Origin of the sequence: Pseudomonas sp. BP01 (assembly GCF_022760795.1) — a bacterium.
In the GTDB taxonomy this organism is placed as follows: Bacteria; Pseudomonadota; Gammaproteobacteria; order Pseudomonadales; family Pseudomonadaceae; genus Aquipseudomonas; species Aquipseudomonas putida_Q.
This window is the reverse complement of the sequence record NZ_JAFBKA010000020.1, coordinates 1-22,066: the sequence shown is the minus strand read 5'-3', so window position 1 is coordinate 22,066 and position 22,066 is coordinate 1. Positions and strand designations below refer to the sequence as shown.

Annotated in this window: 21 protein-coding genes; 13 read left to right on the top strand and 8 right to left on the bottom strand. The window is 62.1% G+C overall.

The features are described 5' to 3' along the window. Nucleotides 1–2: 2 nt before the first annotated feature. A complete protein-coding gene (tauA, locus tag JOY50_RS18415; protein WP_132842780.1) occupies nt 3–974 on the bottom strand; it encodes a taurine ABC transporter substrate-binding protein in 972 nt (323 codons plus the stop codon). Nucleotides 975–1,600: 626 nt separating this feature from the next. On the opposite strand from tauA, the gene JOY50_RS18410 reads away from it, so the two are divergent. The 8 genes from JOY50_RS18410 (at nt 1,601) to JOY50_RS18375 (ending at nt 8,755) form a co-directional block, all read left to right on the top strand. After that, nucleotides 1,601–2,935, top strand: a complete 1,335-nt coding sequence (locus JOY50_RS18410; protein ID WP_243055608.1) for an OprD family porin — start codon at nt 1,601–1,603, stop codon at nt 2,933–2,935. A 165-nt stretch (nt 2,936–3,100) separates the two neighbouring features. Next, on the top strand, nt 3,101–3,739 hold the full coding sequence (locus JOY50_RS18405) for a peroxiredoxin (RefSeq protein WP_019472323.1): 639 nt from the start codon (nt 3,101–3,103) through the stop codon (nt 3,737–3,739). A gap of 286 nt (nt 3,740–4,025) precedes the next feature. Beyond that, entirely contained in the window at nt 4,026–4,619 is a 594-nt protein-coding gene (gene ssuE / locus JOY50_RS18400) for an NADPH-dependent FMN reductase (RefSeq protein WP_019472322.1), read from the top strand. 85 nt (nt 4,620–4,704) lie between these two features. Next, on the top strand, nt 4,705–5,670 hold the full coding sequence (locus JOY50_RS18395) for a sulfonate ABC transporter substrate-binding protein (protein WP_243055607.1): 966 nt from the start codon (nt 4,705–4,707) through the stop codon (nt 5,668–5,670). 59 nt (nt 5,671–5,729) lie between these two features. Next, nucleotides 5,730–6,878 (top strand): FMNH2-dependent alkanesulfonate monooxygenase, encoded by a 1,149-nt coding sequence (ssuD, locus tag JOY50_RS18390; RefSeq protein WP_016484400.1) that lies wholly within the window; start codon nt 5,730–5,732, stop codon nt 6,876–6,878. Nucleotides 6,879–6,888: 10 nt separating this feature from the next. Further along, the gene (gene ssuC, locus JOY50_RS18385; protein ID WP_016484401.1) at nt 6,889–7,686 is read left to right on the top strand and encodes an aliphatic sulfonate ABC transporter permease SsuC; all 798 of its coding nucleotides are present in this window, start codon (nt 6,889–6,891) and stop codon (nt 7,684–7,686) included. Then, a complete protein-coding gene (ssuB, locus tag JOY50_RS18380) occupies nt 7,683–8,495 on the top strand; it encodes an aliphatic sulfonates ABC transporter ATP-binding protein (protein ID WP_019472320.1) in 813 nt (270 codons plus the stop codon). The genes ssuC and ssuB overlap by 4 nt, the downstream gene beginning before the upstream one ends. Before the next feature lie 44 nt (nt 8,496–8,539). Beyond that, entirely contained in the window at nt 8,540–8,755 is a 216-nt protein-coding gene (locus JOY50_RS18375; RefSeq protein ID WP_008095172.1) for a molybdopterin-binding protein, read from the top strand. 122 nt (nt 8,756–8,877) lie between these two features. Here JOY50_RS18375 and JOY50_RS18370 read toward each other — a convergent pair whose 3' ends face one another. From JOY50_RS18370 to JOY50_RS18355, 4 genes are all read right to left on the bottom strand, one after another. Next, nucleotides 8,878–9,510, bottom strand: a complete 633-nt coding sequence (locus JOY50_RS18370; RefSeq protein ID WP_063423216.1) for a TetR/AcrR family transcriptional regulator — start codon at nt 9,508–9,510, stop codon at nt 8,878–8,880. Then, complete coding sequence (gene gshA, locus JOY50_RS18365) at nt 9,510–11,087, bottom strand: glutamate--cysteine ligase (protein WP_165931619.1); 1,578 nt, start codon at nt 11,085–11,087, stop codon at nt 9,510–9,512. The genes JOY50_RS18370 and gshA overlap by 1 nt, the downstream gene beginning before the upstream one ends. Before the next feature lie 153 nt (nt 11,088–11,240). Beyond that, the gene (locus tag JOY50_RS18360; RefSeq protein WP_243055606.1) at nt 11,241–11,624 is read right to left on the bottom strand and encodes a PaaI family thioesterase; all 384 of its coding nucleotides are present in this window, start codon (nt 11,622–11,624) and stop codon (nt 11,241–11,243) included. After that, the gene (locus tag JOY50_RS18355) at nt 11,624–13,948 is read right to left on the bottom strand and encodes a Tex family protein (RefSeq protein ID WP_243055605.1); all 2,325 of its coding nucleotides are present in this window, start codon (nt 13,946–13,948) and stop codon (nt 11,624–11,626) included. The genes JOY50_RS18360 and JOY50_RS18355 overlap by 1 nt, the downstream gene beginning before the upstream one ends. Before the next feature lie 217 nt (nt 13,949–14,165). On the opposite strand from JOY50_RS18355, the gene ompR reads away from it, so the two are divergent. Together ompR and JOY50_RS18345 are read left to right on the top strand one after the other, a co-directional pair. Continuing rightward, complete coding sequence (gene ompR, locus JOY50_RS18350; protein ID WP_016484407.1) at nt 14,166–14,906, top strand: two-component system response regulator OmpR; 741 nt, start codon at nt 14,166–14,168, stop codon at nt 14,904–14,906. Between the two features lie 13 nt (nt 14,907–14,919). Then, nucleotides 14,920–16,233 carry an ATP-binding protein gene (locus JOY50_RS18345; RefSeq protein WP_132842800.1) on the top strand — a complete coding sequence of 438 codons (1,314 nt, stop codon included), beginning with the start codon at nt 14,920–14,922 and terminating at the stop codon, nt 16,231–16,233. Between the two features lie 124 nt (nt 16,234–16,357). Here JOY50_RS18345 and rimK read toward each other — a convergent pair whose 3' ends face one another. Both rimK and JOY50_RS18335 read right to left on the bottom strand, forming a co-directional pair. Further along, a complete protein-coding gene (rimK, locus tag JOY50_RS18340; protein WP_012316721.1) occupies nt 16,358–17,263 on the bottom strand; it encodes a 30S ribosomal protein S6--L-glutamate ligase in 906 nt (301 codons plus the stop codon). Beyond that, nucleotides 17,260–17,742 (bottom strand): ATP-dependent zinc protease, encoded by a 483-nt coding sequence (locus JOY50_RS18335; protein ID WP_132842803.1) that lies wholly within the window; start codon nt 17,740–17,742, stop codon nt 17,260–17,262. Before JOY50_RS18335 ends, rimK begins: the two co-directional genes overlap by 4 nt. Before the next feature lie 109 nt (nt 17,743–17,851). Between JOY50_RS18335 and JOY50_RS18330 the strand changes: the two genes are divergently transcribed. Continuing rightward, entirely contained in the window at nt 17,852–18,253 is a 402-nt protein-coding gene (locus tag JOY50_RS18330) for an RNA-binding S4 domain-containing protein (protein ID WP_243055604.1), read from the top strand. A 113-nt stretch (nt 18,254–18,366) separates the two neighbouring features. Here JOY50_RS18330 and JOY50_RS18325 read toward each other — a convergent pair whose 3' ends face one another. After that, nucleotides 18,367–19,161 (bottom strand): phosphatase PAP2 family protein, encoded by a 795-nt coding sequence (locus tag JOY50_RS18325; protein WP_138736461.1) that lies wholly within the window; start codon nt 19,159–19,161, stop codon nt 18,367–18,369. Between the two features lie 120 nt (nt 19,162–19,281). On the opposite strand from JOY50_RS18325, the gene hslO reads away from it, so the two are divergent. Together hslO and JOY50_RS18315 are read left to right on the top strand one after the other, a co-directional pair. After that, nucleotides 19,282–20,181 (top strand): Hsp33 family molecular chaperone HslO, encoded by a 900-nt coding sequence (hslO, locus tag JOY50_RS18320; protein WP_019472835.1) that lies wholly within the window; start codon nt 19,282–19,284, stop codon nt 20,179–20,181. 179 nt (nt 20,182–20,360) lie between these two features. Then, nucleotides 20,361–21,902 carry a phosphoenolpyruvate carboxykinase gene (locus JOY50_RS18315; RefSeq protein WP_063423222.1) on the top strand — a complete coding sequence of 514 codons (1,542 nt, stop codon included), beginning with the start codon at nt 20,361–20,363 and terminating at the stop codon, nt 21,900–21,902. Nucleotides 21,903–22,066: the final 164 nt, after the last annotated feature.

Genomic DNA, 22,066 nt, shown 5'->3' with positions numbered 1-22,066 from the left:
GATCAGTTTGGAAGGAACTTGGCGCTGACGTACGGCGAGTAGTCCGGCAGTACGGCGTCGACCTTGCCTTGCTGCTTGAGGAAGTTGGCTGTGTCGGTCAGTGCCTGGGTGGTCGGCGCGCCCAGGGCGTTGGCCTGGTCTGCGGCCAATGGGTAGACGTTGCCCTCCAGCAGCACCGGGATGTCGCTGGCCTTGGCGCCGGACAGCTTCACCAGCTTGTCTACGTTGCCCTTGTCGGCCAGCCAGGCTTTCGGGTCCTTGCGGTAGTCGGCGTAGGCATCGAGGGTGACCTTGGCAAAGGCCTTGACCACCTCTGGGTGCTTCTCGGCGAAGTCCTTGCGCACAATCCAGGCATCGAAAGTGGGTGCGCCTTTCTGGGCCAGTTCGCCCGAGGTGATCAGCACCTTGCCGTTTTCCTTGGCCACGCCCAAGGCGGGGTCCCAGACGTAGGTGGCATCGATGTCACCGCGCTTCCAGGCGGCAATGATGGCCGGTGGCGCCAGGTTGAGGATCTGTACCTTGGACGGGTCGATGTTCCAGCTTTTCAGGGCGGCCAGCAGGCTGTAGTGGCCGGTGGAAACGAACGGCACGGCGACCTTCTTGCCGACCAGGTCTTGCGGGGTCTTGATGCTGTCGCGGGCGACCAGCGCTTCACCGGCGCCAATCTGGGTGGCGATGAGGAAGGTCTCGACCGGCAGCTTGCGGGTGGCGGCAGCGGCCAGCGGGCTGGAGCCCAGGTAGCCGATCTGCACGTCGCCGCTGGCCACTGCAGTGATCACGTCGGCGCCGTTATCGAATTTGCGCCAGTCGATGCTGGCCTTGCTGGCTTTTTCGTAGTCGCCATCGACCTGTGCCACTTTGGCCGGGTCGACGGTGGTCTGGTAGGCCACGGTCAGGTCAGCGGCCTGGGCAAACCAGCTGGTGCTGGCGAGAGTCAGGGCGGCGAACAGGCGCAGCGGAGCGTGCGGGATCATGGTGAACCTCTCGTCAGGCAATCAGGGCGATGGATGGCGAGAAGACTAAATGATCTAAGAATTTGTAAATAAATAACCTTTTTGCATTAGCTTAGGAGCCAAATGCTTTAAGCCCAAGGGGAGTGCGGTCTTTGTGGGAGCGGCCTTGTGTCGCGATGGGCCGCAATCTACGCGGCGAAGCTGAAATCCTGGGGCCGCTTCGCGCCCCATCGCGACACATTGACCGTAAAAGGCCGCCGCTACTGTGGGGCAATCCTGCCCAGTGGCGAAATCAGAGCGGGCTGCTAGGCTCTTTCGACCCTATAGAACGATACGGAATTAGGTTATGAGCAAACGTTTGCAAATAACCAGCGGTTATGAATGGTTTGATTGCTACAACGTTTGGCAGTAAAGGTTCCAACCATATTCCGTAAAAATCTTACCGATTCATAAAACAGTCATTTTGGATTTATAGGATTGTCATTATCCTGTAGCGCAGGTGGCGTCTTAGACCAAAGTCGCGAAACGTTTAGAAACGATTGACTTAATGGTCACGCTTTGGGACTAAATCGCCAATCCACGGTGAGAAGGGGCAGCAGATCCCTCCGCCAGAGATACACAAAAATTAGAACGTAGAGGAGCAAAACATGCACAAGTCCAGCCTGGCCCTGGCCGTGGCACTGGGGGTTCTCGCCCAACAAGCAGGCGCTGCCGGTTTCGTTGAAGACAGCAAACTGTCGCTCAGCTCGCGCACCATGTACTTCAACAATGACACCCGTGAAGGTGGGGTGAACGACAACCGTGAGTCGGGTCAGGGCTTCAAGCTCGATTACCTGTCCGGTTTCACTGAAGGCACCGTTGGTTTCGGTGTGGACGTCCAGGCCCTGTGGGGTATTCACCTGGATGGCGGGCGCGGCAAGCACCCAGACAACAGCTCCTTCTTCCCAAGCGACACCGACGGCTCGGCTGTAAGCCAGTGGGCCCGCGTGGGCGGTAACGCCAAGGCGCGCTTCTCGAAGACCGAAATTCACTACGGTAGCGCCCTGGCGCCGAACCTGCCGATCCTGGTCTCCAACGATGGCCGTCTGCTGCCGCAAACCTTCGAGGGTGGCACCATCCAGTCGAAGGAAATCGACAACCTGACCATCAACGCCGGTCAGCTGACCCACGCCATGGGCCGTGCTTCGAGCAACCGTACTGGCCTGTCGGTTAACGGTGCTACCGCCGACAGCAACAAATTCATCTACGGCGGCCTGGACTACAAGCTCACGCCTGACCTGACCTTGCAGTACTACTACTCGAACCTGAAAGACTTCTACAAACAGCACTTCCTCGGTGCGACCCACGTCTTCAAGATTGCCGACGACCAGTCGTTCAAGACCGACCTGCGCTACTTCGATAGCAGCAGCGATGGCAAGAACGGCGGCCCAGGCGCGTATAACTTCAACAACAACGGTGGTTACGAGAAGAATGACGGCAAGGTCGACAACAAGACCTGGTCGGCCATGTTCACGTACACCTTGGGTGGCCATTCGCTGATGCTGGGCCACCAGCAAGTCAGCGACGATGGCGGTTTTGTCTGGTTGAACCAAGGCGCTGTCCGTGATGGTAATGGCCGTCCGGAAGGCGCCGGCGGTTCCAGCTTCTACCTGTTCACCGACAGCATGATCAACCAGTTCGCCAAGGCCGGTGAAAACACCACCTTCGGTCAGTACGCCTACGACTTCGCTCGCCTGGGCGTGCCGGGCCTGAAAGCCTCGGTTGCCTACCTGAAAGGTGAAGATGGCAAGAACGCCGTTGGCGGCGGTACCTTCAGCGAATGGGAACGTGACGCTCGCGTCGATTACGTTATCCAGGAAGGCACCTTCAAGGGCCTGGGCGCCAGCCTGCGTCACGGTGTTTACCGCGGCACCGGCACCAGCTCGCTGGCTGACCAGGATCAGACCCGTCTGATCTTCAACTACACTTACAACTTCCTGTAAGCCGTAGCTGAACAAGAAGCCTCGCTTGATGCGAGGCTTTTTTGTGCCTGCATTTTCGTATGAATTTTGGTTATAAATAAATCGTTATTTATTCTTTTTATTTTTAACAGAATGCAGGCACATTGAACCCATACGGTACAGAACCCAGCCAAGGAGCCGCAGCCCATGAGCCTCAAACTCGGCGATATCGCCCCCGATTTCGAACAGGATTCCAGCGAAGGCAAAATCCGCTTCCACGAGTGGCTGGGCAACAGCTGGGGGGTGTTGTTCTCCCATCCGGCCGACTTCACCCCGGTGTGCACCACCGAGCTGGGCCTGACCGCCAAGCTCAAGGACGACTTCGCCAAGCGCGGGGTCAAGGCCATCGCCCTGTCGGTAGACCCGGTCGACTCGCACCATAAATGGATCGATGACATCAACGAAACCCAGAACACGGTGGTCAACTTCCCGATCATTGCCGACGCCGACCGCAAGGTGTCCGACCTGTACGACCTGATCCATCCGAACGCCAGCGACACCCTGACTGTGCGCTCGCTGTTCGTCATCGACCCGAACAAGAAGGTGCGCCTGACCATCACCTATCCGGCCAGTACCGGGCGCAACTTCAATGAAATTTTGCGGGTGATCGACTCGCTGCAGCTGACCGACAACCACAAGGTCGCCACGCCCGGTAACTGGCAGGACGGCGACGAGGTGGTGATCGTGCCTTCGCTCAAAGATGAGGAAGAGATCAAGCAGCGCTTCCCCAAAGGTTACCGGGCGGTCAAACCCTATCTGCGCCTGACCCCTCAGCCAAATCGTTAATGGATTCCTCGTTGCATTGCTCTTAGCCAAGCAGGGATTTTCGGGCCGTTTCGACGGCCCTTTTTTATGCCAGCGCAGAATGTGTGGGCCTCTTCGCGGGCACGCCCGCTCCCACAGAAACAGTGCAGACCCGGCTTTCCACAGAATCCTGTGGGAGCGGGCGCGCCCGCGAAGAGGCCCTCGCGGGTAAAGACCATAATGGAATAAACAAATGAAAAAATATGATTTCTAGATATATGTAGCAGCTGTTAATGTCACCTCCAACAGAACACAAGGAAGCGCAGCAATGCTGGTCGTCTCAATCGGTGGTAGCCCAAGTCCTCGTTCACGCTCCGGCGTGCTGCTTGAGCGTTCGCGCCAGTGGCTGCAGGACCGTGGCGTCGAGGTGGTGACGTTCCAGGTACGTGACTTCCCCGCCGAAGACCTGCTGCATGCCCGTTTCGACAGCCCGCATGTGCAGCATTTCCAGCAGCTGGTAGCCCAGGCCGATGGCCTGATCGTTTCCACCCCGGTGTACAAGGCATCGTTTGCCGGTGCCCTTAAAACCTTGCTCGACCTGCTGCCCGAACGCGCCCTGGCCCACAAGATCGTGCTGCCAATCGCCACCGGCGGCAGCATCGCCCACATGCTGGCGGTGGACTACGCATTAAAGCCGGTGCTGTCGGCACTCAAGGCGCAAGAGACCCTGCAAGGGATCTTCGCCGACGATAGCCAGGTGGCTTACGCAGAAGGCACAAAGCCCGCGCAGTTGGTACAAGCGCTGGAAGAACGCCTGCACGACTCGCTGGAAACCTTCCACGTTGCCCTGGCCCGCCGGCCACGCCCCGTGGCCCCCGGCGTGTTGAACGAACGGCTGATCAGCGCACGCTGGAGCATCTGAACGGCACTACCCGCTTCACCACCTTACTCGCCCGACAACGAGGCAAGCAGGTGCTACCCGAACCTCATTCGCACAGGAGAGCGCCATGCGCACAGTCTTCTTGCGTCGCGGTCTGGTCGCCCTGTTTGCGGCGGCTGTGTCCTTCGGCGCCATTACCCAAGCCCAGGCCGAAAGCCTGCGTATCGGTTACCAGAAATACGGCACCCTGGTGCTGCTCAAAGCCAAGGGCACGCTGGAGAAGCGCTTGGCCGACCAGGGCGTGCAGGTGCAGTGGACCGAATTCCCCGGTGGCCCGCAGCTGCTTGAAGGGCTGAACGTCGGCTCCATCGACTTTGGTGTTACCGGCGAGACCCCGCCCGTATTCGCCCAGGCCGCCGGCGCTGATCTGCTCTACGTGGCCTACGAGCCGCCAGCGCCGCACAGCGAGGCGATCCTGGTGCCGAAGGGTTCGCCAATCCAGTCGGTCAAGGAACTCAAGGGCAAGAAAGTCGCCCTCAACAAAGGCTCCAACGTGCACTACCTGCTGGTCCGCGCCCTGGAAGACGCCGGCCTCAAGTACAGCGATATCCAGCCGGTCTACCTGCCCCCTGCCGATGCCCGCGCCGCGTTCGAGCGTGGCAGCGTCGATGCCTGGGTGATCTGGGACCCGTACCAGGCCGCTGCGGAAAAACAATTGCAGGCCCGTACCCTGCGTGACGGCAAGGGCCTGGTCGACAACCACCAGTTCTACCTTGCCACCCGCAACTACGCGACCCAGCACCCGGCGGTGATCAACACCCTGATCGAAGAAGTGCGCGCCGTGGGCGAGTGGTCCCAGGCCAACCCGCAGGAAGTGACCGATCAGGTCGCACCGCTGCTTGGCCTGCCCGCAGACATCACCCTGACCTCGGTCAAGCGCCAAGGCTACGGTGCTGCGCCGCTGACCCCAGAGGTAGTGGCCGCGCAACAGAAGATTGCCGATGCCTTCCAGGCGCTCAAGCTGATACCCAAGCCACTGAGCATCAAGGACGTGATCTGGACACCCCCGGCCAAGGTCGCTAGCGCGCCTTGATTGATTCGCCTGTGCCGGGGCGCCGCCCTGGCTGAGCCACCCTTGAGGAGACAACTCCAATGAGCCTTAACATTTTCTGGTTCCTCCCGACCCACGGTGACGGCAAGTACCTGGGCACTTCCGACGGCGCGCGTGCGGTCGACCACGGTTACCTGCAGCAGATCGCGCAGGCCGCCGATCGCCTTGGTTTTGGTGGGGTGCTGATCCCTACCGGCCGTTCCTGCGAGGACTCCTGGCTGGTGGCCGCGTCGCTGATCCCTGTGACCCAGCATCTGAAATTCCTGGTTGCCCTGCGCCCAGGCATCATTTCGCCGACCGTGGCTGCACGCCAGGCGGCAACCTTGGACCGCCTGTCCAATGGCCGTGCGCTGTTCAACCTGGTGACCGGTGGCGACCCGGACGAACTGGCCGGTGATGGCCTGCACCTGAACCATCAGGAACGCTACGAAGCCTCGGTCGAGTTCACCCGTATCTGGCGCAAGGTGCTGGAAGGCGAAAACGTCGATTACGACGGCAAGCACATCCAGGTTAAGGGCGCCAAGCTGCTCTACCCGCCGATTCAACAACCACGCCCACCGCTGTATTTCGGCGGTTCGTCCGAGGCCGCTCAGGACCTGGCTGCCGAACAGGTCGAGTTGTATCTGACCTGGGGCGAGCCGCCATCAGCCGTTGCCGAGAAAATCGCCCAAGTGCGCGAAAAAGCGGCCGCTCAAGGCCGTGAAGTACGCTTCGGTATCCGCCTGCACGTGATCGTGCGGGAAACCAACGAAGAAGCCTGGGCCGCGGCTGACCGGCTGATCTCGCACCTGGACGATGACACCATCGCCCGTGCCCAGGCCTCGCTGGCGCGCTTCGACTCGGTGGGCCAGCAGCGCATGGCTGCCCTGCACGGCGGCAACCGCGACAATCTGGAAGTCAGCCCCAACCTGTGGGCCGGCGTTGGCCTGGTACGTGGCGGCGCCGGTACCGCACTGGTAGGCGACGGCCCGACTGTTGCGGCGCGGGTGAAGGAATATGCCGACCTGGGGATCGATACTTTCATCTTCTCGGGTTATCCACACCTCGAAGAGTCTTACCGCGTTGCCGAGCTGCTGTTCCCGCACCTTGATGTTCAGCGCCCGGAGCAACCGAAAACCGGTGGCTACGTAAGCCCGTTCGGCGAGATGGTGGCCAACGACATCCTGCCCAAGTCCGTGTCGCAGAGCTGAGGGCCGGGCCATGAGTCGTGCAACTTCCTCCACCCTGACCCAGCGCCTGGCGCCGTGGGCGCTGCCGGTGCTGCTATTGGCAGTCTGGCAACTGGCGGTCAGCGCTGGCTGGCTGTCGACGCGGATCCTGCCGGCACCTAGCGCAGTGGTCAGCGCCGGCGTTGAGCTGGTGCGCAGCGGCGACATCTGGACCCACCTTGCCATCAGTGGCTGGCGTGCCGGGCTGGGCTTCGCCATCGGCGGCAGCATCGGCCTGGTACTGGGCTTCATCACCGGTCTGTCGAACTGGGGCGAACGCCTGCTCGACAGCTCGGTGCAGATGATCCGTAACGTGCCGCACCTGGCGCTGATCCCGCTGGTGATCCTGTGGTTCGGTATCGACGAGTCGGCAAAGATCTTTTTGGTCGCGCTGGGCACGCTGTTCCCGATCTACCTGAACACCTATCACGGCATCCGTAACGTCGACCCTGCGCTGGTAGAAATGGCGCGCAGCTACGGTTTGTCTGGCTTCGGCCTGTTCCGCCAGGTGATCTTGCCGGGGGCGTTGCCTTCGATCCTGGTAGGCGTGCGCTTCGCCCTGGGCTTCATGTGGCTGACCCTCATCGTTGCCGAGACCATTTCGGCCAACGCCGGCATTGGTTACCTGGCAATGAATGCGCGTGAATTCCTGCAGACCGACGTGGTGGTACTGGCCATCGTCCTGTATGCCGTGCTCGGCAAACTCGCCGACCTCGCCGCCCGCGGCCTGGAACGTGTGTGGCTGCGCTGGCACCCGGCCTATCAAGTGGCCAAGAAGGAGGGCGCATGACCGTGCTCAAGGAACAGCCGCCACGCCTGCTGCGTGGCATCCCGCTGGCCTCCAACGGCCTGCGCAAGACCTTTGGCCAGCGCGAAGTGTTGAAGGGCATCGACCTGCACATTCCGGCCGGCCAGTTCGTTGCCATCGTCGGCCGCAGCGGCTGCGGCAAAAGCACCCTGCTGCGGCTGCTGGCCGGGCTCGACCAGCCTACTGCCGGGCAGTTGCTGGCCGGTGCTGCGCCGCTGGAAGAGGCCCGTGAAGAAACCCGCCTGATGTTCCAGGACGCACGCCTGCTGCCGTGGAAGAAGGTGATCGACAACGTTGGCCTGGGCCTGTCGGGTGATTGGCGCCCACGTGCGCTGGAAGCGCTGGATGCGGTTGGCCTGGCCGACCGCGCCAATGAATGGCCTGCAGCCCTCTCGGGTGGCCAGAAGCAGCGTGTGGCCTTGGCCCGCGCCTTGATTCATCAGCCACGCCTGCTGCTGCTGGATGAGCCGCTGGGTGCGCTGGATGCATTGACCCGTATCGAAATGCAGCAACTGATCGAACGCCTGTGGCGTCAGCACGGCTTCACTGTGCTGCTGGTCACCCACGATGTCAGCGAGGCGGTTGCCGTGGCTGACCGGGTGATCCTGATCGAGGACGGCGAAGTCGGGCTTGACCTTACGGTCGACCTGGCACGGCCCAGGGCGCGTGGTTCGCACCGCCTGGCCGCGCTGGAAAGCGAAGTGCTCAACCGTGTTCTGTCGGCCCCGGGCACTGCGCCCGAGCCGGACCCTGTAGCCCCTCTGCCCACGCAGTTGCGTTGGGCGCACTGAACCACTCACTTACCTGACTGAAGCCATAGAGAAGGAATGACATCATGACCATCAAAGCCATCAACGTCCGCAACCAGTTCAAAGGCACCGTGAAAGAAATCCTCGAAGGCCCGGTACTGTCGGAAATCGACGTGCAGACCGCCTCGGGTATCGTCACATCGGTCATCACCACCCGCTCGGTAAAAGAGCTGGAGCTGCAAGTGGGCAGCGAAGTGATTGCCTTTGTGAAGTCGACTGAAGTGTCTATCGCCAAGCTGTGATGAAACTGGCCCATGGGGCTGCTTTGCAGCCCAATCGCCGGCAAGCCAGCTCCCACAGGTACTACACAGGTTTCAAGGCTTGTGCCGTACCTGTGGGAGCTGGCTTGCCGGCGATGAGGCCTTCAAGGCTGACGCTTGGCTAGAAACGGCGGCAGGTACAACCCCAGATACGCCTCGAACACCCGCTTGCCTTCTTCGGCCATGCGCGGGGTGATCGCCTCGTGCAGCTGCACCGACCGCGCATACACCCGGTCGCTCAGCTCCATGGCCAGGGCAAACACATCCACATCCAGCGGCATCACCGGCAGGTGAAAATGCTGGTCGAACAACTTGTGCATCAAGTCGCCCAGTTCCATGTCGTGCTGCCGATCGGCCTGCACCACCTCGCTCAGGCCATGCTGCGCCAGAATCAGCTGCCGCGCCGCCGCATCCTCGTTATAGATATCAAGCATGCGTTCTTCGATCAGGCGTGACAGTTCGTGCCAGGTGCTGAACGCGCTGCTGTCGATCGGTGCGCTCAGGGCTTCGCGAAACGCCCGGTGCACATCGGCCGTCAGCGCTTCCAGCAAGGCCGGCACGCTGGCGAAAAAGTGATACACCGACGACGGTGGAATCTGCGCCCGCTCGGCCACGCTGTAGATGGAAAGTGCCGCCACCCCTTGTTCGGCCAGCAGCTCACGCGCAGCCGCCAAAATCGCCTCGATCCTGGCCTGGCTACTGGCGCGCGGCTTGCGCGGGGTGGCGGTGCGGTTCATCAGTTGCTGATTGCCAGGATGCTGGCCTGGTAGGCGCCGACGAACAGGTCGAAGTCGCCGACTTCGTCTTGCTCCAGCTCGGACTGCTTGGCGAGCGATTCGCGGGCCAGCGTTTCGAATGCCTGCTGTTTTTCGTGGCTTAGGGGTTGCTCGCGGAACGTTTCGGCGTGGACACGGCTCTGGCGCAGCGAGAACTGGACGAAGCTTTCGTCATGCTCGGTCATGTGTGCCAGCACCTGGGCCGACGGGGTCAGCGAGGTGTCGTCGACCTTGGCCTGCTGGGCATCCAGGGCCTTGGCGTGCTCATCAGAACCTTGCGCCTGGTCGAGCAGGTTGGCCAATTGGCGGATACGCTCGATCAGTTCGCCGGCCCAGTCTTTCAGGCTGATCGGCTGGCCATTGCGGTGCAGCTCCAGGCCCGGGCGTCGACCTTCCTTGACCACGGTCAGGAAGTTGTCGGTGCACTGGCCGCACTCGCCGTTGTCCAGCTGCGGGCTGTCTTCCAGGGCGCAGAACAGCAGGAACGCGTCGAGGAAGCGCGCCTCGGTCAGGTCGATACCTACCGGCAGGAACGGGTTGATGTCCAGGCAACGCACTTCCACATACTGCACGCCCCGCGAGGTCAGGGCCTGGATCGGCCGCTCGCCGGTGTACGTGACGCGCTTGGGGCGGATGTTGGAGTAGTACTCGTTCTCGATCTGCAGAATGTTGGTGTTCAGCTGCACCCACTCGCCGTCCACGTGCGTACCGACCTCGACATAAGGCGGGTAGGGCGTGCCCACGGCCTTGCGCAGGCTGTCGGTGTAGCTGGCCAGGTTGTTGTAGCAAGGCGTGAGGCCGGCCTGGGCGTTGCTCTGGTAGCCCAGGTCGCTCATGCGCAGGCTGGTGGCGTAGGGTAGGAACAGGGTTTCGGCGTCCAGCTCTTCGAGCTGGTGCGGGCGGCCACGCAGGAAGCCTTTGTCCAGCGCTGGCGAGGCGCCGAACAGGTACATCAGCAGCCAGCTGTAGCGGCGGAAGTTGCGGATCAGCGCGATGTAGGCTGACGACTGGTAGTCGCGGTTGTCTTGCGTGCTGCCTTCGGCTTCGCGCAGCAGAGGCCACAGGGCTTCGGGCAGCGAGAAGTTGTAATGGATACCGGCGATGCACTGCATGGTGCGGCCGTAGCGCAGGGCCAGGCCCTTGCGGTAGACGTGCTTGAGCTTGCCGATGTTCGAGCTGCCGTACTCGGCGATCGGGATGTCCTCCTCGGCCGGCAGCGTGCACGGCATCGACGGGCTCCACAGGTATTCTTCGCCCAGCTTGGTGTAGACGAAACGGTGGGTCTCTTCGAGGCTTTCGAGCACCTTGGCCGGGTCGGCCAGCGCTGGGGTGATGAACTCCAGCAACGACTCGGAATAATCGGTGGTGATCTGCTCGTTGGTAAGCGCCGATCCCAGTGCTTCCGGATGCGGGGTCTGGGCCAGGCGACCTTCGTCGGTCACGCGCAGGCATTCGCGCTCAATGCCGTGCAGGCACTGCTTGAGCAGGGGGAGATTTGCGCCGAGCAGGCTCAGGCGGCGGTTGAGGAGTTCGCTCAAGATGTATTCCTTCACGCGTCAGTCGCCCCAATATGGGGGTAGAGATAACGGTCTACAAGGGTAGGAAGAAAGGAACTGGCGTTGTCGCCTGGTTTACGCGGTTCCAGCAGTGCCAGCGCACTGCTGAAAATACCGCAGATACGGCTTGGTGAGCTAGAGAACCGCGAAGGTTCCTTGCGCTTTTGCCACCAGCTTGTCGCCCTGGACTACATCGGCGTCGACCACCAGGGTGCGCCGCCCGGCGTGCAGCACACGGGCGGTGCACAGCACTTCGCCGTCGCTGACGGCGCGCATGTAGTTGATTTTGCACTCGATGGTGACGCTTTGCTGGTCAAAGCCATGGCTGGCCGAGCAGGCCAGGCCCATGGCGATGTCCACCAGGCTGAAGATTGCCCCGCCGTGCAGTTTCTGGCCACGGTTGCGCAAGTGCGGCTCGAGCGACAGGGCCACCTCGGCAACACCTGTGTCCAGGCGTTGCAGGCGGCAGCCCAGCAGCTGGCTGAAGGCGCTTTCGACGTATTCGCGGGGTACGTCCATCACTTCTTCTTCAACTGCTTGGCGTTGGCGAACAGCGAGGCCATGGCGTTGTTGGCCGGCGCGGCAGTGGCGGTTTCACGCGGGCGTTGGGCCTGCTGCTGGCGGTTGCCGCCATTGCCACGGTTACCACCGCGGTTGCCCTCGACCTTTTCGCCTGGGGTGTCGCTCATGCGCATGGACAGGCCGACGCGCTTGCGCGGGATGTCCACTTCCATGACCTTGACCTTGACCACGTCGCCGGCCTTGACCGCTTCACGCGGGTCCTTGATGAACTTCTCCGACAGCGCCGAGATGTGCACCAGGCCGTCCTGGTGCACGCCGATGTCGACGAAGGCGCCGAAGTTGGTGACGTTGGTCACCACGCCTTCCAGGATCATGCCGGGCTCGAGGTCCTTGAGGTCTTCGACGCCGTCCTGGAAGGTGGCGGTCTTGAACTCGGGGCGTGGGTCGCGTCCAGGCTTGTCCAGCTCTTGCAGGATGTCGGTGACGGTCGGCAGGCCGAAGGACTCGTCGGTGAACTTCTTCGGGTCCAGGCGCTTGAGGAAGCTGCTGTCGCCGATCAGCGAGCGGATGTCGCGGTCGGTGCCGGCGGCGATGCGCTGCACCAGCGGGTAGGCCTCCGGGTGTACTGCGGAGGCGTCCAGCGGGTTGTCGCCGTTCATCACACGCAGGAAGCCGGCGGCTTGCTCGAAGGTTTTTTCACCCAGGCGGCTGACTTTTTTCAGCGCTGCACGGGTGGCGAACGGGCCGTTGGCATCGCGATGGGCGACGATGTTCTGTGCCAATGTGGCGTTGAGGCCGGAGATACGGGTCAGCAGCGCCACCGAGGCGGTGTTGACGTCCACGCCCACGGCGTTCACGCAGTCCTCGACCACCGCGTCCAGGCCACGCGCCAGTTTCAGCTGGGACACGTCGTGCTGGTACTGGCCGACACCGATGGATTTCGGGTCGATCTTCACCAGCTCGGCCAGCGGGTCCTGCAGGCGGCGGGCAATCGACACGGCGCCACGGATCGACACGTCCAGGTCCGGGAACTCGCGGGCGGCCAGTTCCGATGCCGAGTACACCGACGCACCGGCCTCGGAGACCATGATCTTGGTAATTTTCAGTGCTGGGTATTTTTTGACCAGTTCGGCCACCAGCTTGTCGCTCTCGCGGCTGGCGGTGCCGTTGCCGATGGCGATCAGTTCCACCGAGTGCTTGGCGCACAGTGCGGCCATGATGGAAATGGTGCGGTCCCAGTCATTCTTCGGCGCGTGCGGGTATACCGTGGTGTAGTCCAGCAGCTTGCCGGTGGCATCGACCACGGCGATCTTGCAACCGGTGCGCAGGCCCGGGTCGAAGCCCAGGGTGGCGCGCGGGCCGGCCGGGGCGGCCAGCAGCAGGTCGTGCAGGTTGTGGGCGAACACGTTGATCGCCTCGCCTTCGGCGTTGTCGCGCAGTTCGCCGAACAGGTCGGTTTCCAGGTGGGTGTACAGCTTGACCTTCCAGGTCCAGCGCACCACCTCGCCCAGCCATTTGTCGGCCGGGCGGCTGCGGTTTTCAACGCCGACGTGGTTGCCGATCATCACTTCGCACGGGTGCAGGGTGCCAGGCAGTTCTTCGCCCACTTTCAGCGAGGCGCTCAGCACGCCTTCGTTGCGCCCGCGGAAGATTGCCAGGGCACGGTGCGACGGGGCGTTGCGCAGCAGTTCGTCGTGGGCGAAGTAGTCGCGGAACTTGGCGCCTTCTTCTTCCTTGCCAGCCACCACCCGGGCACTGAGCACGGCTTCCTGCTTGAGGAAGCTGCGCAACTTGTCGAGCAGGGCGGCGTCCTCGGCAAAGCGCTCCATGAGGATGTACTTTGCGCCCTCCAGCGCGGCCTTGACGTCGGCCACGCCTTTTTCGGCGTTGACGAAGCGTGCGGCTTCGCTTTCCGGGGCCAGGGTGGGGTCGTTGAACAGGCCGTCGGCCAGTTCGCCCAGGCCGGCTTCCAGGGCGATCTGGCCCTTGGTGCGGCGCTTCTGCTTGTACGGCAGGTACAGGTCTTCGAGGCGGGTCTTGGTGTCGGCCAGCTTGATTTCGCGGGCCAGTTCCGGGGTCAGCTTGCCCTGTTCCTCGATGCTGGACAGGATGCTGGCGCGACGGTCGTCGAGTTCGCGCAGATAGCGCAGGCGCTCTTCCAGATGGCGCAGCTGGGTGTCGTCCAGGCTACCGGTCACTTCCTTGCGGTACCGGGCGATGAAGGGCACGGTCGAGCCTTCGTCCAACAGGCCCACGGCCGCCTCGACCTGCTGGGGGCGTACGCCCAGTTCCTCGGCGATACGGCTGTTGATGCTGTCCATGAAAACCACCTGACATTTGTGAATACGGGGGTCGCCTGTGGGCTTTTCGCCCGGCGGCGCTGGATGAAAGCCGCGCATTATACCCATCGCAAACGGCTTGCGGTGATGGCGCCCAGCCAGCTGGAACTGGCGCCGGGGGAAAAATCTGCTAACAATGCTCACGCAACGTGCAGCAATGGCTACGCCATAATGCGCGGCGATATCAGAGGAGTTATTCATGACCGGCACTGCAAACACCGCTGAAGGTGACAAGATTCTCATCGTCGACGACGATCCGGGGCTTAGCAGCCTGCTGGAACGTTTCTTCACCAGCAAGGGCTACCGTGCCCGCGCGGTGCCCAACACCGAGCAGATGGACCGCCTGCTGCAGCGCGAGGTGTTCAACCTGGTGGTGCTCGACCTGATGCTGCCGGGTGAGGATGGCTTGTCCGCATGCAAGCGCCTGCGCCAGCAGAACAACCAGATTCCGATCATCATGCTGACCGCCAAGGGCGACGAGCTGAGCCGTATCAAGGGCCTGGAACTGGGCGCTGACGACTACCTGGGCAAGCCGTTCAACCCGGACGAGCTGATGGCGCGCGTCAAGGCTGTGCTGCGCCGCCAGGCGCCTGCCGTGCCGGGTGCGCCGGGCAGCGAGGACGAATCGGTCACCTTTGGCGACTACGAGCTGTCGCTGGCCACCCGCGAACTCAAGCGTGGCGACGAAGTGCACATGCTCACCACCGGTGAGTTTGCCGTGCTCAAGGCCCTGGTGATGCACGCCCGCGAGCCGCTGACCCGCGACAAGCTGATGAACCTGGCCCGTGGCCGCGAGTGGGATGCACTGGAACGCTCCATCGACGTGCAGATCTCGCGCCTGCGCCGCATGATCGAGCCGGACCCGTCCAAACCGCGTTACATCCAGACCGTCTGGGGCGTGGGCTACGTGTTCGTGCCAGACGGAAACGCGGGTAAATGATGCTGCGTCGTCCATGAAAACACCGCTCTGGTTTCCGCAGAGTTTCTTCGCCCGCACCCTGTGGCTGGTGTTGATCGTCGTCCTGTTCAGCAAGGCCTTGACCCTGGTCTACCTGCTGATGAACGAGGACGTGCTGGTCGACCGTCAGTACAGCCACGGTGTGGCGCTGACCTTGCGCGCCTATTGGGCTGCCGACGAAGAAAACCGCGACAAGATTGCCGAGGCGGCGGGCCTTATTCGGGTGACCGGCTCGGGCGTGCCCGAGGGTGAGCAGCACTGGCCTTACAGCGAAATCTACCAACGGCAGATGCAGGCGGAGCTGGGCGAAGACACCGAAGTGCGCCTGCGCATTCATGCGCCACCGGCGTTGTGGGTCAATGCGCCAAGCCTGGGCCCCGGCTGGCTGAAAGTGCCGCTGTACCCGCACCCGCTGCGTGGGCAGAAGATCTGGAACGTGCTGGGTTGGTTCCTGGCCATCGGCCTGTTGTCCACCGCCTCGGCCTGGATCTTCGTGCGCCAGTTGAACCAGCCGCTCAAGCGCCTGGTGTTTGCCGCGCGTCAGCTGGGCCAGGGGCGCAGCGTGCGCCTGCCGATCAGCGATACACCCAGCGAGATGACCGAGGTGTACAAGGCCTTCAACCAGATGGCCGAAGATGTCGAGCAAGCCGGGCGCGAGCGCGAGCTGATGCTGGCCGGGGTTTCCCACGACCTGCGCACACCGTTGACGCGCCTGCGCCTGTCGTTGTCCTTGCTGGACAGCGACAGCGACCTGAGTGACGACATGGTCCGCGATATCGAGGACATGGATGCGATCCTCGATCAGTTCCTGGCTTTCATCCGCGATGGCCGTGACGAGCCGTTGGAAGAGGTCGATCTGGCTGACCTGGTGCGTGAAGTGGTGGCGCCGTACAACCAGCCGAAAGAACGTGTGCGCCTGTGCCTTGAGCCAATTCCACCGTTCCCGCTGCGCCGCGTTTCGCTCAAGCGCATGTTGGGCAACCTGATCGGCAACGCCCTGCACCATGCAGGCAAGGGGGTCGAAGTGGCTGCCTATGTGTCGGGTGACGAGAGCGCACCGTACGTGGTGCTGAGCGTGCTGGACCGTGGCACCGGGATCGACGAATCGGAGCTGGAGACCATCTTCAACCCGTTCATTCGTGGGGATCGGGCGCGGGGCGGCAAGGGCACCGGGCTGGGGCTGGCGATCGTCAAGCGGATCGCGGCCCAGCATGGCGGCAATGTGGAGCTGCGTAACCGGTCTGGCGGGGGGATCGAGGCGCGGGTGCGTTTGCCGTTGGGGCTTTTGCTGCCGCGTAATGCTGTATGAATTTGGTTGACCGCACCGGCCCTATCGCCGGCACGCCAGCTCCCACAGGTAATCTACAAGCCTGGAGGATGTGGTAATCCTGTGGGAGCTGGCTTGCCGGCGATAGGGCCGGTACAGGCTTGAATCAGCCCTTGCCTTTGGTCCGGGTCTGATTCGGCCCGCCGTTCTTCTCAAGGTGCTCGATGATCATCCCGGCCACGTTCTTGCCGGTGGTCACCTCGATCCCCTCCAGCCCCGGCGACGAGTTCACCTCCATCACCAATGGCCCATGGTTGGACCGCAGGATATCCACACCCGCCACGCTCAGCCCCATCACCTTGGCCGCCCGGATCGCGGTAATGCGTTCTTCAGGGGTGATCTTGATCAGGCTGGCGACGCCGCCCCGGTGCAGGTTGGAGCGGAACTCGCCCGGCTTGGCCTGACGCTTCATCGAGGCAATCACCTTGTCTCCCACCACGAAGCAGCGAATGTCCGCCCCGCCAGCCTCCTTGATGTACTCCTGAACCATGATGTTCTGCTTGAGGCCCATGAACGCCTCGATCACCGACTCGGCAGCCTGGGTAGTTTCGCACAGCACCACGCCGATGCCCTGGGTGCCTTCCAGCACCTTGATCACCAGCGGGGCGCCATTGACCATCTGGATCAGGTCGGGGATGTCGTCGGGTGAGTGGGCGAAGCCGGTAATGGGCAGGCCGATACCGCGCCGCGACAGCAACTGCAGCGAGCGCAGTTTGTCACGCGAGCGGGCAATGGCCACCGATTCGTTGAGCGGGTACACGCCCATCATTTCGAACTGGCGCAGCACCGCGCAGCCGTAAAAGGTGACCGAAGCCCCGATGCGCGGGATCACTGCATCGAAGCCTTCCAGCGGCTTGCCGCGGTAGTGGATCTGCGGCTTGTGGCTGGCAATGTTCATGTAGGCCCGCAGGGTATCGATCACCACCATTTCGTGGCCACGCTGGGTACCGGCTTCGACCAGGCGGCGGGTGGAATACAGACGCGGATTGCGCGACAGCACAGCGATCTTCATGCAGCACCTGTGACAGGGGAAAGGGTGGCCGGGAAGGCCGGTTTATCTTGTACATACTTTAAGCCGGGGTTCACTACCAGTTGGCCCTGGATCAAGGCCTTGGAACCGAGCAGCAGGCGGTAGCGCATGTTCTTGCGGCAGGCCAGGGTGAATTCCACCTCCCACACACCATCGCCCAGCGCCAGTGACGTGCGGATGACATAACGGGTCTGGGCGTGGCCGTTGGAGCTCTTGATGGTTTTCATGGTGACCAGCGGTGCCTCGCAGCGGCGGTGACGCAACTGCACCACCGACCCCAGGTGCGCAGTGAAACGGACCCAGGGCTGGCCGTCGCGCTCGAACGGTTCCACCTCGGTAGCGTGCAGGCTGGAGGTGCTGGCGCCGGTGTCGATCTTGGCGCGCAGCCCGGCGACGCCAAGGTCGGGCAGGGCTATCCACTCACGCAGGCCGATCACTTTCAAATGGTCAAATGTCTTCACGAAGCGCACCCTGCGAATGAGGTGGTGAACTGTAAGCACGGCGGGGATTTTTTGCATCCGCTCGTTACGGTAGTACAGTTCGATGAAAGACAGAATCCGAGGTAACGGGATGGCACAAAAAGCCGAAGATGACGACAAGGTTCGCCTGGACAAGTGGCTATGGGCGGCGCGCTTCTACAAGACGCGAGCGCTGGCCAAGGCGGCGATCGAGAGCGGCAAGGTGCATTGCCGGGGCGAGCGTTGCAAGCCGGGCAAGGAGCCGCGGGTGGGCGACGAATTTGTGCTGCGCACCGGGTTCGATGAGCGCACTGTGGTGGTGAAGGCATTGTCGGTGGTACGGCGTGGGGCACCAGAGGCCCAGGCGTTGTATGAGGAAACCGAACAAAGTGTGCGGCGCCGTGAGCAGGCGGCCGAATTGCGCAAGGCGGGGGCAATGGGCGTGACTACCGATGGGCGGCCGACCAAGAAGCAGCGGCGGCAGATTCACCAGTTGCATGGGAGCTTTGAATAGCCGGGGCCGCTTTGCGGCCCATCGCCGGCAAGCCAGCTCCCACAGAGCCTTGTGGGAGCGGCCTTGCCGGGGCGCCAGACCGGTCGGATGGGCTGCGCAGCAGCCTCAACGGTCTAGCGGAGCACGGCCATCCGCCCGACAAGCGGTAACCTGGCCAGCAGGTTGAACAACGGCGCCGTCCAGCGCATCAAAGCCTCACTGCCCTTGGCCGCCAGCGGCGTGTAGTAGCTCCAGCCCAACGCCAGCACCGCCATCAGCAAGCCGCCAATGTAGTCATCCTGCCCCCAGTGGGCACCCGCCACCAGGCGCGGCAGCATGAACAGCACCGCCAGCCCCCAGATCACCAGGTACTGCACAAGGCGGCGGCTGAACACGCTCATGAACAGCGCCCAGATCAGCAGCACCGAGGCGTGATCCCCCGGGAAACTCTTGCTGGAACGGTCCTTGAGCTCCCAGGCGGCCTCCAGGTTCGGGTAGTAGTCACTCAGGTGCACCACGTCGTCGAACATCATCGACGGGCTCTTGTGCTGCCAGCCGGCTGCATCCACCCACTTGGAAAACAGCGCGCGAATCACCACTAAGAGGAGTAGCGTGACCAGAAAGCCGAAAAACGCCTGACGAACCTGAGCTGCCTTGAACACCCAGTCACCACGGATGAGCACTGCCAGCAGGATCAGGCCGACGACGATGTCGAACGGGCGTAGGCTGCCGACGGTCCAGATGTAGCGCCAGGTGGTGTTTTCGGCTAGCGGCGCATTCAGGCTGTGGAACAGCCACTCGTCGAAAGTCAGGCACAGGATCTGGCCAAATGGCCATAACCAGAAACACAGTAGAGCGACGGGAAGCAGCGTACAGGCTGCCAATGGCCCCCAGGACCACCTTGCTTGGAACAGTGGTCGATTGTCCATAAAATACCTCTATTGCAAACAGGAATCGGAGCGCCTTGTGAGCGCTCTGTCACGGGTTCTCGCAGGTTTTCGACAACCCTTGTAACCATTTTGTCATCATTTTTTAGATAGCCGAAACCTATGAGCGAATTGCCTGATACCGATTTCACCCAACGTTTCATCTTCGACGAGCGCGACGTGCGCGGCGAGTGGGTGTCTCTCGATGACAGCTACGCCGCAGTGTTGGCGCGTCATGAGTACCCTCAGCCGGTCCAGGCGTTGCTCGGCGAGCTGATGGCCGCCACCGCCTTGCTGGTGGGCGCGATGAAGTTCGATGGCTTGCTGATTTTGCAGGCGCGTTCGGCTGGGCCTATTCCGCTGCTGATGGTGGAGTGTTCCGGCGACCGCGAAATCCGCGGCATGGCCCGCTACGAAGCGGACCAGATCCCGGCAGGTGCCACACTTTCGCAGCTGATGCCCGACGGCCATTTGACCCTGACCATCGACCCGGTCAAGGGCCAGCGCTACCAGGGTACCGTCGACCTCGATGGCGCCAACCTGTCGGAATGCTTCACCAACTACTTCATTCAGTCCCAGCAGCTGAACACGCGTTTCTGGCTCAACGCCGAAAACGGCAAGGCCCGTGGCCTGCTGCTGCAGCAGCTGCCGCGTGATCGCCAGCCGGATGATGAAGAGCGTGAGGACAGCTGGCAGCACGTGGTCGCTCTGGCCAAGACCCTCAAGCCGCAAGAGTGGGCTGAAAACAACGAAACGCTACTGCACCGCCTGTATCACGAGGATGCCGTCCGGCTGTTCGACATCCAGCCGTTGCGCTTCAATTGCAGCTGTTCGCGCGAGCGTTCCGGCAATGCACTGGTCAGCCTGGGCGAACACGACGCCAAGGCGTTGGTGGAAGAATGCGGCGGCCAGGTGGAGATCGATTGCCAGTTCTGCAACGAGCGCTATTTCTTCGATGCCAGCGATGTGGCGCAATTGTTTGCAGGTGGCGGTACTGACGTGGCCTCAGAAACTCGCCACTGAAACGTTTAATCACAGGACAATCTCCCGTCGAATTGCGCAAAAGCGCAGTTCTGACAGGAGGGGCCTACTTTTTTTGGGCGTTTCTGGCATAATCCGGCCACTTTTTTCGCTGTAGTAGTTTTTTCAAGACAACTACAAAACGTTTGGAGCACTCGGCCTCGGGCCGGATGGGGTATCTCATGACGCAAGCCAACAACACCGTGTACACCGACCTGAGCGTCGATGAGCTGGTAAAAGAAGCGCTGCAACGCGGTGAAGGCGTACTAGCCGATACTGGCGCACTGGTCGTAGAGACTGGTCACCGTACTGGCCGTTCGCCGGCTGACCGTTTCATCGTCGAAGAACCTTCCACCCAGGACGCCATTTCCTGGGGCCCGATCAACCGCAAGTTCCCGGCCGACAAGTTCGATGCCCTGTGGGACCGCGTCGAGGCGTTCAACAACGCCCAGGATCACTTCGTTTCCTACGTTCACGTAGGTGCGGCCGCCGAACACTACCTGCCGGTGAAGATGACCACCCAGACTGCCTGGCAGAACCTGTTTGGCCGTTGCCTGTTCATCAACCCTGAGCAGTTCAACCCGGCTGGCCGCGATCAGTGGCAGGTGCTCAACGTTGCCAACTTCGTGTGCGAGCCTGAGCGTGACGGCACTAACTCCGACGGTTGCGTGATCATCAACTTCGCCGCCAAGAAAGTGCTGATCGCAGGCATGCGTTACGCCGGCGAAATGAAGAAAGCCATGTTCTCGGTGCAGAACTTCCTGCTGCCGGCTGCCGACGTACTGCCAATGCACTGCGCGGCCAACATCGGTGAAGAAGGCGATGTGACCCTGTTCTTCGGCCTGTCCGGCACCGGCAAGACCACCCTGTCGGCCGACGAAAGCCGTTACCTGATCGGTGACGACGAGCACGGCTGGGGCGAAGGCGTTGTCTTCAACATGGAAGGCGGCTGCTACGCCAAGTGCATCGACCTGTCCGAGAAGAACGAGCCGGTCATCTGGAAAGCCATCAAGCACGGCGCAGTGCTGGAAAACGTCGTTCTCGACGCCAACAAGCACGCCGACTACACCGATGTCAGCCTGACCCAGAACAGCCGTGCTGCCTACCCGCTGGAGCACGTTGCCAAGCGTTCCGAAGCGAACCTGGGCGGCGAGCCTAACGCGGTCATCTTCCTGACCTGCGACCTGACCGGTGTTCTGCCTCCAGTTTCGATCCTGAACAACGAGCAGGCGGCCTACCACTTCCTGTCCGGTTACACCGCGCTGGTTGGTTCTACCGAAATGGGTTCGGGCGGCGGCATCAAGTCGACCTTCTCCACCTGCTTCGGCGCACCGTTCTTCCCGCGCCCGGCTGGCGAGTACGCCGAGCTGCTGATCAAGCGTATCAACGGCTTCAACTCCAAGGTCTACCTGGTCAACACCGGCTGGACCGGCGGTGGCTACGGCGTTGGCAAGCGCTTCAGCATCCCGACCACCCGTGCGGTGATCGCTGCTATCCAGAGCGGCGCGCTGGTCGGTGCCGAAACCGAGCACCTGGACATCATCAACCTGGACGTGCCAAAAGTCGTCCCGGGCGTTGAAACCGAGCTGCTCAACCCGCGCACCAACTGGGCTGACAAAGCTGCCTACGACGAGGCCGCCAAAGGCTTGGCCAAGCTGTTCATCGAAAACTTCAAGAAGTTCGAAGTTTCCGACGCCATCAAGGCCGCTGGCCCGCAGCTGTAAGCTGAGCCAGCCGTAACAAGAAAGCCGCCCTCAGGGGTAATGCCAGTCAGTTAAGCTGACTGGCATTTTTATTTTCGGGTCGGGTATTTTGCTGGTCGCTGTTTCACCACCCGCGGAAACCATCGATCCGGTCGCCGATGCGGTAGAACATACTGCGCCGCCGA

Bases quoted from the DNA above. Each gene is read 5' to 3' on its own strand.
- ompR (WP_016484407.1), top strand. From the start codon at position 14,166: ATGACCGGCACTGCAAACACCGCTGAAGGTGACAAGATTCTCATCGTC.
- ssuD (WP_016484400.1), top strand. From the start codon at position 5,730: ATGAGCCTTAACATTTTCTGGTTCCTCCCGACCCACGGTGACGGCAAG.
- ssuC (WP_016484401.1), top strand. From the start codon at position 6,889: ATGAGTCGTGCAACTTCCTCCACCCTGACCCAGCGCCTGGCGCCGTGG.
- JOY50_RS18360 (WP_243055606.1), bottom strand. From the start codon at position 11,624: ATGGACGTACCCCGCGAATACGTCGAAAGCGCCTTCAGCCAGCTGCTG.
- JOY50_RS18330 (WP_243055604.1), top strand. From the start codon at position 17,852: ATGGCACAAAAAGCCGAAGATGACGACAAGGTTCGCCTGGACAAGTGG.
- hslO (WP_019472835.1), top strand. From the start codon at position 19,282: ATGAGCGAATTGCCTGATACCGATTTCACCCAACGTTTCATCTTCGAC.
- JOY50_RS18355 (WP_243055605.1), bottom strand. From the start codon at position 13,948: ATGGACAGCATCAACAGCCGTATCGCCGAGGAACTGGGCGTACGCCCC.
- JOY50_RS18370 (WP_063423216.1), bottom strand. From the start codon at position 9,510: ATGAACCGCACCGCCACCCCGCGCAAGCCGCGCGCCAGTAGCCAGGCC.
- JOY50_RS18375 (WP_008095172.1), top strand. From the start codon at position 8,540: ATGACCATCAAAGCCATCAACGTCCGCAACCAGTTCAAAGGCACCGTG.
- JOY50_RS18315 (WP_063423222.1), top strand. From the start codon at position 20,361: ATGACGCAAGCCAACAACACCGTGTACACCGACCTGAGCGTCGATGAG.
- tauA (WP_132842780.1), bottom strand. From the start codon at position 974: ATGATCCCGCACGCTCCGCTGCGCCTGTTCGCCGCCCTGACTCTCGCC.
- JOY50_RS18410 (WP_243055608.1), top strand. From the start codon at position 1,601: ATGCACAAGTCCAGCCTGGCCCTGGCCGTGGCACTGGGGGTTCTCGCC.
- ssuB (WP_019472320.1), top strand. From the start codon at position 7,683: ATGACCGTGCTCAAGGAACAGCCGCCACGCCTGCTGCGTGGCATCCCG.
- JOY50_RS18405 (WP_019472323.1), top strand. From the start codon at position 3,101: ATGAGCCTCAAACTCGGCGATATCGCCCCCGATTTCGAACAGGATTCC.
- JOY50_RS18325 (WP_138736461.1), bottom strand. From the start codon at position 19,161: ATGGACAATCGACCACTGTTCCAAGCAAGGTGGTCCTGGGGGCCATTG.
- JOY50_RS18395 (WP_243055607.1), top strand. From the start codon at position 4,705: ATGCGCACAGTCTTCTTGCGTCGCGGTCTGGTCGCCCTGTTTGCGGCG.
- JOY50_RS18345 (WP_132842800.1), top strand. From the start codon at position 14,920: ATGAAAACACCGCTCTGGTTTCCGCAGAGTTTCTTCGCCCGCACCCTG.
- rimK (WP_012316721.1), bottom strand. From the start codon at position 17,263: ATGAAGATCGCTGTGCTGTCGCGCAATCCGCGTCTGTATTCCACCCGC.
- ssuE (WP_019472322.1), top strand. From the start codon at position 4,026: ATGCTGGTCGTCTCAATCGGTGGTAGCCCAAGTCCTCGTTCACGCTCC.